The 11,629-nt window shown below is 68.4% G+C and carries 11 protein-coding genes and 1 pseudogene; 5 read left to right on the plus strand and 7 right to left on the minus strand.

The window, feature by feature from the left end; translation table 11 throughout:
* Nucleotides 1-11 precede the first annotated feature (11 nt).
* The 6 genes and pseudogenes from M3498_12045 to deoC form a co-directional block, all read right to left on the minus strand.
* Nucleotides 12-2,423, minus strand: coding sequence for an aldehyde dehydrogenase family protein (locus M3498_12045; protein MDQ3460017.1), 2,412 nt, complete (start codon nucleotides 2,421-2,423; stop codon nucleotides 12-14).
* Nucleotides 2,420-2,881, minus strand: coding sequence for a type II toxin-antitoxin system VapC family toxin (locus M3498_12050; GenBank protein MDQ3460018.1), 462 nt, complete (start codon nucleotides 2,879-2,881; stop codon nucleotides 2,420-2,422). The genes M3498_12045 and M3498_12050 overlap by 4 nt, the downstream gene beginning before the upstream one ends.
* Nucleotides 2,878-3,105: a type II toxin-antitoxin system prevent-host-death family antitoxin gene (locus M3498_12055; protein ID MDQ3460019.1), complete on the minus strand. Its 228-nt coding sequence runs from the start codon at nucleotides 3,103-3,105 to the stop codon at nucleotides 2,878-2,880. Before M3498_12055 ends, M3498_12050 begins: the two co-directional genes overlap by 4 nt.
* A gap of 44 nt (nucleotides 3,106-3,149) precedes the next feature.
* Nucleotides 3,150-3,716 (minus strand): GNAT family N-acetyltransferase, encoded by a 567-nt coding sequence (locus M3498_12060; GenBank protein ID MDQ3460020.1) that lies wholly within the window; start codon nucleotides 3,714-3,716, stop codon nucleotides 3,150-3,152.
* Nucleotides 3,716-3,829, minus strand: a pseudogene (locus M3498_12065) (type II toxin-antitoxin system VapC family toxin). The gene M3498_12060 and the pseudogene M3498_12065 overlap by 1 nt, the downstream one beginning before the upstream one ends.
* A 271-nt stretch (nucleotides 3,830-4,100) precedes the next feature.
* Nucleotides 4,101-5,030: a deoxyribose-phosphate aldolase gene (gene deoC, locus M3498_12070; GenBank protein MDQ3460021.1), complete on the minus strand. Its 930-nt coding sequence runs from the start codon at nucleotides 5,028-5,030 to the stop codon at nucleotides 4,101-4,103.
* A gap of 279 nt (nucleotides 5,031-5,309) precedes the next feature.
* Between deoC and M3498_12075 the strand changes: the two genes are divergently transcribed.
* Together M3498_12075 and M3498_12080 are read left to right on the plus strand one after the other, a co-directional pair.
* Entirely contained in the window at nucleotides 5,310-6,842 is a 1,533-nt protein-coding gene (locus M3498_12075) for an amidohydrolase (GenBank protein ID MDQ3460022.1), read from the plus strand.
* A gap of 119 nt (nucleotides 6,843-6,961) precedes the next feature.
* Nucleotides 6,962-7,975, plus strand: coding sequence for a hypothetical protein (locus M3498_12080; GenBank protein MDQ3460023.1), 1,014 nt, complete (start codon nucleotides 6,962-6,964; stop codon nucleotides 7,973-7,975).
* Nucleotides 7,976-8,175: 200 nt separating this feature from the next.
* On the opposite strand, the gene M3498_12085 is transcribed toward M3498_12080, so the two are convergent.
* Entirely contained in the window at nucleotides 8,176-8,796 is a 621-nt protein-coding gene (locus M3498_12085; GenBank protein MDQ3460024.1) for a hypothetical protein, read from the minus strand.
* Between the two features lie 349 nt (nucleotides 8,797-9,145).
* On the opposite strand from M3498_12085, the gene M3498_12090 reads away from it, so the two are divergent.
* The 3 genes from M3498_12090 to M3498_12100 form a co-directional block, all read left to right on the plus strand.
* Complete coding sequence (locus tag M3498_12090; GenBank protein ID MDQ3460025.1) at nucleotides 9,146-10,141, plus strand: D-cysteine desulfhydrase; 996 nt, start codon at nucleotides 9,146-9,148, stop codon at nucleotides 10,139-10,141.
* A gap of 1 nt (nucleotide 10,142) precedes the next feature.
* The gene (locus tag M3498_12095) at nucleotides 10,143-10,865 is read left to right on the plus strand and encodes an amino acid racemase (GenBank protein ID MDQ3460026.1); all 723 of its coding nucleotides are present in this window, start codon (nucleotides 10,143-10,145) and stop codon (nucleotides 10,863-10,865) included.
* Nucleotides 10,862-11,629 (plus strand): hypothetical protein (locus M3498_12100; protein MDQ3460027.1); only part of this gene is annotated, 768 nt, incomplete at its 3' end. The genes M3498_12095 and M3498_12100, both read left to right, overlap by 4 nt.

Consider the following 11,629-nt stretch of genomic DNA (forward strand, 5'->3'; position numbering starts at 1 on the left):
CGATAAGGTTCTCACTCCCCGTAGGGCACCCAGATGTTCTTGACCTGCGTCGCCTGGCGCAAGAACGCTTGCCCCTGGCCCTGCGCCGGGTCGGCCCAGTCCCTGGCCCGGCCATAATTCACCCAGGTCCGTTTGAGGTTGCCGGTAGAGGCGCGCTCGACCATTTCACTGCCCTCCGCCGGGCCGAAGTACCACATCGCTCCGACGGCGTCGTGCTCGGCGAGCGTCTTCGCCAGCAGATCGCGCTCGCCGGTGACGATATTGACCACCCCGCCGGGCACGTCGGAGGTGTCCAGGACCTGATAGAAGTCGGTGGCAACGAGCGGATAGCGCGGCGAGGGGATGACGACCACGCGGTTGCCCGTGGCGATGGCGGGCATGAGCAGCGATACGAAGGCCAAGAGCGGCGCCTCGTCGGGGCAGGCGACGCCGATAAGGCCGATGGGCTCGTTCATCGCCAGGGTCACGTTGCGCATGGGGGTGTGGTGGACGGCGCCGTCGAACTTGTCGGCCCAGGCGGCGTAGGTGAAGATGCGCCCTATCGCTGCCTGCACTTCGGCGGCGGCGGCCTTGGGCCGCTGGCCGGTGAGCTGCGCGAGGCGGGCCTCGAGCTCGGGCGCGCGCACCGCGAGGTTTTCCGCCAGGTAGTAGAGCACCTGGGCGCGGTTGTGGGCCGTGGTCTTCGTCCAGCTCCCGGCCTTGGCCGCCGCCTCGACGGCGTTGCGGATGTCCTTGCGGTTGCCCTCACCCACCTCGCCGATGGCCCTGCCCCCCGCGCCGTACACCGTCAGGCTGTACCCCGAGTCGGGCCGGGCCTGCTTGCCGCCGATATACATCTTGGGGGTGCGGTCGATGGCGGGCAATCCCCCCCCAGCCCCCCCTTGAGAAGCGGGCAATCCCCCCCCAACCCCCCTTGCCAAGGGGGGTTGGGGGGATTGGTAGGGCGGCAACCCCTCCTCCCACACCGGCTTGAGGTAGCCCCACAAGCCCTCCTTGCCGCCCTCGCGCCCGTAGCCCGACTCGCGGTAGCCGCCGAAGCCCGCGGCCGCGTCGAAGAGGTTCGACGAGTTCACCCAGACGGTGCCGGCCTCGAGTTTGGGCGCGACGTCCAAGGCCAGGTTGAGGTTCTCGGTCCAGACGCTGGCGGCGAGGCCGTAGGGGGTGTTGTTGGCGAGTTCGACGGCCTCCTCGGGCGTCCGGAAGGTCATCGACACCAGCACCGGGCCGAAGATCTCGAGCTGGGCGATGCTCGAGGCGGGCGAGACCTCGGTGAAGAGCGTCGGCGGGTAGAAGCAGCCCTCGGTCGGGCAGGCCCAGGAGGGCTGCCAGAGCGTGGCGCCCTCCTCCTCTCCCCTCCTGACCAGGTCCTGGATGCGCGCGAGCTGCACCGGCGCCACGATGGCGCCGATGTCGACGGCCTTGTCGAGCGAGTCGCCGACGCGCAAGGTCTCCATCCGGGCGCGGAGCTTGTCGATCATCCTCGCGGCGATCCCTTCGTGCAACAAGAGCCTCGAGCCCGCGCAGCAGACTTGGCCCTGGTTGAACCAGATGGCGTCCACCACGCCCTCGACGGTTGAATCGAGGTCGGCGTCGTCGAAGACGATGAAGGGCGACTTGCCGCCGAGCTCGAGGGTGAGCGCCTTGCCGCTGCCCGCCGTCGCCTCGCGGATGAGCCTGCCTACCTCGGTCGAGCCGGTAAAGGCTACCTTGCTTATGCCCTCATGCCTGACAAGGAGCTCGCCGGTGCGCCCGTCGCCGGTGACGATGTTGAGGACGCCGGGCGGCAGGCCGACCTCCTGAGTAATCTCGGCGAAGAGCAGGGCCGTGAGCGAGGTGAACTCGGCGGGCTTCAAGACCACGCTGTTGCCCATCGCCAGGGCGGGCGCCACCTTCCAGGCGAGCATCAGCAGCGGGAAGTTCCAGGGGATGATCTGTCCCGCCACGCCCACCGGTTCAAAGCCGGCGAACTCGCTCTCCATGAGCTGCGCCCAGCCCGCGTGGTGGTAGAAGTGCCGGGCGACCAGGGGGATGTCCAGGTCGCGCGTCTCGCGAATCGTCTTGCCGTTGTCGAGCGACTCCAAGACGGCAAACAGCCTCGAGTGCTTCTGCACCTGCCTGGCCAGGGCGTAGAGGTAGCGCGCCCGGCCGTGCCCGCCCAGCGCCTGCCACTGGGGCTGAGCCTCACGCGCGGCCTTGACGGCGGCGTCCACGTCCTCCTCGCCCGCCTGGGCGACCTTGGCGAGCGGCCGGTTTTTGGCGGGGTTGACGGTTTCGAAGTACTCGCCCGTCTTCGGCTTCAGCCACCTGCCGCCGATAAAGAGGTCTAACTTGCCCTTGTGGCGCCCCAACCATGCTTCGGCGCCCCCAGCGCTCTCGGGAGCGGGGCCGTAATCCATGGTTTCAAAAATATCCTTGACGGTCATGATGCTCCTCCGCTGCCCGCGTCGCTGGCGGCAACGCCGAGCGTGTCCGCGGCGGCGAGCAGCGCCTTGTCCAGAGTGTACAGCGTGAGGCCGTGGTTCTTGGCGATGGCGAGGTGAAGTGCATCCCCGCCGCGCAAACCCGACTGAGGTTGTCCGATAAGCAGGCTGGCGGCGAGGCTGAAATCCGCTGCCGTAGGCACGTGGACGCGAAAGAGTGTCCTGGCGTCCGCCTTGAAAACGTCAAAGAGGGCGCGAGCCTTCTCCCTCTCCTGCAAACCCATGCGCACGTTGCGCGCCAGCGTGCTGGCGAACTCGACCCCTCCCCAAGAACTCAAGACGAGGCTGCCGGGCGGCTGTGAGCGAAGAAACCCTTCGACCCGCCCGCTGCTCGTCTCCAGAAGATAGAAGGGCACGACGAAGCTCGTATCGAGATAGCTCGCCCCCCTAGCCGGCCTCAATATCTGGCCTCGTCGCGCAGGGCGAGCAAGCTCTCGAGCGCGCTCTCCTTGACCCTGCCGAGCTTCTCCCTGAGTTCGGCTCGAGACGGCAGCGGCTGGTAGACCCCTTCCGGGGCGGATACCACCGCCACCGGCTTGCCCCGGCGGGTGATGGTGAAGCGCTCCCCCTTCTCGACCCGGGCCAACATCTCGCTCAGCTTCGCCTTGGCCTCGGCAACACTCATCTCGGTCACGGCTGCCTCCTTTTGGTCGACTAGATGGCGGTTGACTAGATGGTCATCCTCTTGGTCATTGTAGCAGGCCACTCGTCGGCGAGCAGCCCATAGATGACTTCGTTGGCGTGCCCCCCGGCGTTGTAGCCGACGCCGCGGAGGACGCCCTCCTGGATAAAGCCCAGCCGCTCGGCCACCTTGCGGCTGCTGGCGTTGTCGGCGTCGCAGTGGATTTCGACGCGGCTTAGCGCCAGCTCCACAAAGGCGTAGTCGCAGAGGCGGCGGCAGGCGCGCGTCATCACGCCCCGGCCCTGCGCGCCCGCGTCCAGCCAGTAGCCGATCTCGGTGCGGCGGCTGTGCCACTTGAAGTAGTGAAAGCCGATGACGCCGACGAGTTTGCCCGCAAGCCAGATGCCCGCCTGGAAGCCGTCGTCGCGGGCGAGCTGCTCGAGCCCGCTCCGGATAAACGCCCTGGAGTCCTCCGGTGAGCGCGCCCCGTCCACCCAGGGCAGCCAGCGCCTGAGCCCCTCGCGGTTTTTGTCGGTGAGGCGGTAGAGCGCCTCGGCGTGGCGGAAGTCCAGGAGGCGCAACTCGAGCCCGTCGCCGATAGCGGCGCGAAACACTAGCCCTCCCAGCTCTCGAGCCGCAACCCCTGCACGCGCCCGAAGTGCTTGAGGTTGCGGGTCACCAGGACGGCATCATTCGCGAGCGCGATGCCGGCGATGAGGATGTCGGCGTCCTCGGTCTTCATCCGGCTCGAGCTCCAGGGTCCGCCCCCCGAAGAGCGGACGGCGACGTGCCAGCTTCTCGAATTCAACGTAGTCTTCAGGATTGGAGAGCATGCCGAAGATTCCTTCCCAAGCGTCCAAACGGCGCCGAATCGCCTCACCGGAAACCGGGGCTGCTGCGAACTCTTCGAGCCTCTGCTCGAGCCTCTCCAACTGTGCCTCGCCGAGGTCCTCGATGCGTTTCATCACTCTCTCTTTGACGGTCATAGCCACCTCCTCCTAGGCCAGCGGGTGGCGGTAGAGCGCCGCGTAGCGGCCGGTCACAAAGTGCTCGAGCTGCCTCTCGATGTCGCCCAGCAGCGAAGAGGCGCCGAAGCGGAAGAGCTCGGGCTCCATCCACTCGCGGCCCAATTCCTCTTTCATGAGAATCAGCCACTCGAGCGCCTGCTTGGCGGTCTTGATGCCCCCGGCGGGCTTGAAGCCCACCTTGTAGCCCGTGCGCTCGTGGTAGTCGCGGATCATCCTCACCATCACCAGGCTGACGGGCAGGGTGGCGTTCTCGCTCTCCTTGCCGGTCGACGTTTTGATAAAATCCGCCCCGGCCATCATGGCGACCGCGCTCGCCCGGGCGACGTTGCGCAGGGTGCCCAGTTCGCCGGTCGCGAGGATCGCCTTCATGTGCGCTTCGCCGCAGGCCGCGCGGAAGGCCGCGACCTCGCCGTAGAGCGCGGCCCAGTCGCCCGTGAGGACGTGCGCCCTGGTGACGACGATGTCGATCTCCTGAGCGCCCGCCGCCACCGAGGCGTGAATCTCGCCGAGGCGCTGCCCGACGGGCGAGAGGCCCGCCGGAAAGCCCGCCGAGACCGCCGCCACGGGAACCTTGGAACCGCGAAGAGCGCCGACCGCCGCCTTGACCATGGCGTGATAGACGCAGACCGCCCCCACGCTGAGTTCCAGGTCGGCGACGCCGAGGGCGTCTAGGATATCCTCCCTGACGGGCCGGCGCGCCTTGGCGCAGAGCCGCAGGACCCGGCCCTCGGTATCGTCGCCCGAGAGCGTGGTCAGGTCGGTGCAGCTGATCGCCTTGAGGAGCCAGGCCGCCTGATGGTCCTTCTTGACGCTGCGCCGGGTGCCCAGGGTGGCGGCGCGGCGCTCGACGGCGCTCTTGTTGACCTGGAGGCTCTTCACCCAGTCGAGGTCGAGGGGCATGCCAAGGTTGCGGAGGAAGCCGTGGGGAGCGGCGGGCCCCTCCGTCCGCGTATCGTGTTCGGTTTGTATCGCCATCTCTCGTATCGCCATCTCTCGGGTCGCCATCTCTCGTGTCGCCATAGTCCTTGCCCTTCACTGACGTGCGTGCGCAGTAGGCTTTTAGTATACGGTTAGTATACGGCAAGGCGCGTCCTCCTAGGCCCTCGCAGGCCCCATGCCAAGAGACCCGCGTTCGCGCGCCACCTTTAGCGGCGGCCAGCGCGTGTTAGGCTCGCGGCTATGAAAGACGCCGCCCGCTACCTCATCTTGGCCGGGGCGCGAATGCCCACGCTTGATAACCCCGACATCGACACCTTGATCGTCAAGGACGACAAGATCGCCGCCATCGGCGCCTGGCAGGACATGAAGAGCAGCCTGCCGCGCCGGGCGCTCCTGCGCGACCTCGCGGGAGCGACGCTGTTGCCGGGCTTTACCGACGGCCACGTCCACGTCGCCGCCACCGGCTTTTTGGAGACGGCCATCGACTGCGTGCACGTGCGCAACCTCTCCGAGCTCTTCCGCTCGGTCGAGATCGCCGCGCAGGGACGCGAGCCCGGCGAGCTCATCTTGGGTCTCAGGTTAGCCACCGACGAGCTCGAGGAGGAGCGCGACCCGACCGTGGCCGAGCTCATGGCCGCCGCGCCCCATCACCCGGTCTATATCCGCCACCTCACCGGCCACTCCTCGCTCGCCAACCCCCTGGCCCTGGAGCTGCTCGACTTTCCGGTAAGCCAGCCCGGCGTCTGCCTGGACGAAGATGGCGCGCCCAGCGGTAGGCTCATCGCCCAGGCGACGCAACTCGCCACCCAGCGCATGTACGCCCGCTACGCTCAGCAGATCGGCTACCAGGCGGCCTTCCGGGCCACCGCCGAGCGGGCCGCCGAGGCGGGCTGCACCACGGTGCACGCGCTCGACGACCTGGAAGCGGTGAGGGCGCTCATGGACATCAAAGACGACCTGCCCGTGCGGGTCATTCCTTACGCCCAGACCTTCGACGTGGAGGCCGTGAGGAGGCTCGGCCTGCCGCGCCTGGGCGGCTGCCACGGCTGCGCTTTGGACGGCGACTTCGACATGCACACCGCCGCGCTGTTAGAGCCCTATGTGGGCAGCCTGGACCACTGCGGCGTCCTCTACCACGACGACCACGCACTCGAGGTCTTCGTCGCGAGCGCCCACCGCGAGGGCCTGCAACTGGCCTTTCACGCCGTCGGCGATTTGGCCGTCGAGCAGGCCCTGCGCGCCTTTGAGCATGCTCAGGCCGTACACCCCCGCGGTGACGCCCGCCACCGCATCGAGCACGCCCAGCTCATGACCGAAGCGCAGATCAAGCGGGCCAAGGCCGCCGGGGTGGTCGTCTCGGTGCAGCCATCGTTCAACTACGTCTGGCCGCACCAGACCTACCCGCAGTACATCGGCAAGCGCTCGAGCCGCATCGACCCGCTGGCCTCGCTGAGGCGCGCGGGCATCCCGCTGGTGGGCGGCTCGGACAGCACCGTCACCCCGCTCCAGCCGCTTCTGGGTGTTCACAGCGCCGTCAACCACTCGCGCTCCGAGGAGCGCCTCTCGGTCGCCGAGGCCATCGACATCTTCACCCGCCAGGCCGCCTACAGCACCTTCGACGAAGGCCGGCGCGGCAGCCTGGAGACGGGCATGGACGCCGACCTGGTGGTCGTCGACGAGGATCCCTTCGACATCGACCCGGCCGAGCTCGAGAGCGTAAGCGTGCTCATGACGGTGACGCGCGGTCAGGTCGTCTTCGAGGACTACAGCTAGAGATAGTCGGCCAAGCTTAAGACGGGCTCGCGGCTTCTCATGGTCGCGGCCTAGACTGGGGTCGCTCCGGCCCGTGCAGGCGGCCCGCGGCAGCACCAAAACGCCAATGGAGGTGGCTTATGGTAACAAGACGACTCGTGGGCGCGCTTCTCACCGCCCTGCTCCTCGTGGCCTGTGGCGGCCAGGGCGATGTTCCAGCCCCAATCCCAGAGATCGACGATGACGTTGGCGACGAGCCCGATAACGACGCCGAGCTGACATACCGCCAGGCCGGCCTGGTGATGCTCATCGAGAGCACGGCGCCGGACGGGGTCAGCTTCATCGCCGGCAACGGCTCCTTTTTCGAAGCAAGCGTGGTCGAGCAGGTCGAAAGCGGCGACCCTTTCGAGGGCGTGCTTGGCGGCTGCTTTACCGGGGACGAGGGGCCGTCGCTGAGGACGCCTTTCACCCTGCCCTCGGGCGAGATGATCGACGCCGGCGAGCCGCTGACGGTCGAGGCGGCTGGTAGCCACTTCACGCAACTCGGCAGAGACGAGGGCTTCACCGGCGACGGCGACTTCAACTACTACATCACCGCGGAGGCCCTGCCGGAGGCGCCGCTGCCGGAGAGCGGCCTGAGCCTCAGCATTCCCGGCGCGGAGGACGGCTTTCCGGCGCTGAGTAGCGTCGCTTTCCCCACGAGCCCAGCCTTTGTCCTAACGGCGCCGGCGGCCGGAGCGAGCTTCGCTCTCGACACCACCTTCACCTGGAGCGCCGACACCCCGGAGGCGGTGGTGGTGCTGGCCGGCACGGGCGGCTCCTCGGAGGCATCCTTCGTCTGCGTCACCCCGGACACGGGCTCCTTCAGCCTTCCCGCCGGGACGCGCTCGGCGCTCGCGGAGGCAGGCTTCACCACCGGCTCGCTCATGACGGCAGGACGCTACCACTACAGCCGCTACCAGGAGGGCGAGGCGGAGCTCACGCTGATGGTGGTGCGCTTCCTCGAGCTCGAGCCTTTCGACGACCCCGACGACTTTGACGACGGCTATGACGACGGCTATGACGACGGTTTCGATGACGGCTATGATGACGGCTTCGACGATGACTATAACGACGGCTTCGATGACGGCTTTGGAGACGACTTCGGCGGCTAGAGATAGCGCCTTTCGCAAGCAGTTGAGGAGATCGCCAGGCGCGAAGTCAGAACCGGCAGTAGGGTTCCGACCTCGCGCTCTTGTCCGTCTGCCTTGTCCGTCTGCACGCGGCGACGGCTCGTTCACGGGTCGAGCAGCGCTCGGCCTGAAGCTCAGCCCACCAAAATCACCTCAGCCAAGATCCCTCAGGCCAGTTCGGCTCAGTCGAGCAGCGACGCCAGGTGCTCGAGCGCCCGTTGCGTCAGCCTCATGCTCGCCTCGCCTCCCTGCCGGCTCAGGAGCAGCGGCAGATCGTCCGGCGCGGCAAAGGGCCGCGGTCCACCGCCCGCCGCGGCGAGACCCGGCGCTTCGGCCCTCTTGACCATGGCGAAGCCGATCTCGGCGAAGCCCCCGCTGTAGAAGTACCAGCGGCCCGGCCCCGCGAACAAGGCCGGCGCCGCCTCGTCGTTCTCGTCCTCGAGGACGCCGTCCTCGTCCAGGGCGATCAGCTTGGTGAAGCCCGCCGCCTCGGCGAACTCGACCACCAGGTGGCGCTCGCCGCCGCTCGAGTAGGTGCCCATGCCGCCCTGGTCACCGGCCAGATAGGGGCAGCGCCCGGAGGCCTCGCACCACACCCAGGCGCCCGCGCCGATGTCCACCACGCCGCGGCCGCCGGGGCGCCGCGCCGAGATGCTCACGGAGCCGACGAAGGGCTCGCCCTCCTCGAAGACCGCGACCCAGAGCCACTCTCCCCGGTAGACCTCGAAGAGCGACGGCTGGGTCTGACAGGCGCTCAGCGCCAACAGCAAAGCGGCAAAAGATAGAAGTAAAGCTCGTCGCATCCGTTCCTTCCGGCTCACCCTCTGGGCCCAGCCTTATTCACGTCAATCCTAACAAAAACCTGGGCGGGCCCCGACGCAGCGAACACAGGCAGCAAAGCAGACAAGGAGCCCTCAGGCGAACCTGAGGGCTCCTTAGATAGGACCTCGGGGGGCGAAGGCCGTATCCGCAGGGCTGCGAGAAGATGAAGAGAACGACGCTTGCCCTAGTGATCGAAGTCTATGGGAGGGATGTTACAGAATTCTGACTGGCAGGGGCCGGGGGTCAGGCAGGGGTCGGGGGTCGGGGGCTAGGATTCCGGCTCCTGTGTTTCCTTGCGCCCACCCCTCGAGACCGCGCTATACTGGTCCCATGCAGCTAGCCCGCTTTCCCCGCCGGCGCTATACCCCCGGCCCCACCCCGCTCGAGCCCCTCCCTCACCTGAGCAGGCACCTGGGCACCAATGTCTACGTCAAGCGCGACGACCTTCTGGGCCTCAGCGCCGGCGGCAACAAGACGCGCAAGCTCGAGTTCCTGGTCGCCGACGCGCTCGAGGAGGGCGCGGACACGCTTGTTACCGTCGGCGCGGTGCAGTCCAACCACTGCCGCCTGACCCTCGCCGCGGCGGTCAAGGAAGGGCTCAAGTGCCGCCTCGTCCTGGAGGAGCGGGTGCCGGGCTCCTACCGCGCGGACGCCAGCGGCAACAACTTTCTCTTCGGCCTCCTGGGCGTCGAGAGGATCAAGGTCGTCAACCTGGGCGAGGACCTTGACGCCGCCATGCGGGAGATAGCCGACGAGCTGGCGCAAGAGGGCCGCAAGGGTTACCTCATCCCCGGCGGCGGCTCCAATGCGCTGGGCGCGCTCGGCTACGTGGCCTGCGCCGAGGAGATTCTCTTTCAGACCTTCGAACTGGGCCTCAGGCTCGATCACCTCGTCTGCGCCAGCGGCAGCGCGGGTACCCACGCCGGTCTGCTGGTGGGCATGACGGGCAGCCACGCGCAGCTGCCGATCACCGGCATCAACGTGCGCCGGCCGCGCGAGGAGCAGGAAGCGAACGTCCACGCCCTGGCGCAGAGGACCAGCGACCTGCTGGGCCTCCCCCACGGCATCCCCCCTGAGGACGTGGTCGCCCTGGACGACTGGGTGGGGCCGGGCTACTCGCTGCCGACGGACGAGATGGTCCACGCCGTCAGGCTCTTGGCGCGGCTCGAGGGCATCCTCTTGGACCCCGTCTACACCGGCAAGGCGATGGCCGGCCTCATCGGCCTGGCCGAGCGGGGCGCCTTTAAGAGGGACGACAACGTGCTCTTCTTGCACACCGGCGGCTCGCCCGCGCTCTACGCCTATCAGGGCGTCCTCAGCGATTAGGATGAGGTCAGTTGGCGTAAAGACGGTCGGCGTCTTGGGCGGCCTCGGCCCCGAAGCGACCCTCGACTTTTTCGCCAAGGTCTTAAAGCGAACGGGCGCGGGGAGCGACCAGGAGCACCTGCGCCTCATCATCGACAACAACCCCCAGGTGCCCAACCGCAACGAGGCCGTCGCCGGGCGCGGCCCCTCGCCGGCTCCCCAGCTCGCGGCGATGGCGCGCGGCCTGGAAAGGGCCGGCGCCGACTTCCTGGTGATGGTCTGCAACAGCGCCCACGCCTATGAGCAGGCCATCTTAGAGGCGGTGGCCATCCCCTTCCTGAGCCTCATCGAACTGACCCGTGACGAGGTGGTGCAAAAGCACCCCGGCGTCCGCACCGTCGGCCTGCTGGCGGCGGCGGGCTGCCTGGACGCCGGGCTCTACCAGCGCGCCTTTGCCGGGGCCGGTATCCGGGTCCTGGTCCTTACGGGCGCGGAACGAGAAAGCTTCATGACCCTGCTCTACCGCGTCAAGGCGGGTGACACGGGCGCGGCAACCAGAGCTGAGATGAGGGCCCTGGCTCGGACGCTCGCTCTGCGGGGCGCCGAGGTGATGGTGGCCGGCTGCACCGAGGTGCCGCTCGTCCTCGGCGACGGCGACCTCGCCGTTCCGCTCGTCGATTCGACCGACGTGCTCGTCGACAGGACCATCGCCTACGCCCGCGAACCCCTGGCGGAGCCCGGGTGATCCTCGCCTCCGAGTGGCTGCACCCCGACGCGGTAGCGCAGCTGGGGGCTCACAGCGCGTTCAGCTACGAGCCCGACCTCCACGCCGACCCGGGGGCCCTGCTGGCCGCCGCCCGGTCGGCCGAGGCGCTGATCGTCCGCAACCAGACCAGGGTGAACGCGGCGCTCCTCGACCACGCGCCCAGGCTCAAGGTGGTGGGGCGCGTCGGCGTGGGGCTCGACAACCTCGAGCTAGCGGCGCTCAAGGCGCGGGGTGTCGCCGTCACCTGGGCGCCCGGCACCAACGCCGTCAGCGTCGCCGAATGGGTCATGGGCGCGATGGTCTTCCTGGCGCGGCGCTTCGGCGAGGTCTCCTCCGCGCTCCACGCCGGCCGCTGGGACCGTCAGACGGCGGTGGGCAGCGAGCTCTACGGCAAGACCCTGGGCATCGTCGGCCTGGGCGACATCGGCGGCCGGCTGGCCCGGCGCGCCGCGGCCTTTGGCCTGCGCGTCGTCGCCCACGACCCGGCGGTTCAGGGCAGCGCCCTGGCCGTGCAGGAGTTCGGGGTGACGCTCGTCGATCTGGACACGCTCCTCGCCGGCTCCGACGTCGTCTCTCTGCACCTGCCGCTCCTGAAGGCCACCCGGCATCTCTTGGGCGCCAAGGCGCTGGCGAAGATGAAGCCCACGGCCCACCTCATCAACACCGCGCGCGGCGGCCTCGTCGACGAATGGGCCCTGGCCGAGGCGCTGCGAGCCGGGCGCCTGGCCGGGGCGGCCCTGGAC

It is taken from the genome of Deinococcota bacterium (assembly GCA_030858465.1).
Classification (GTDB): Bacteria; Deinococcota; Deinococci; order Deinococcales; family Trueperaceae; genus JALZLY01.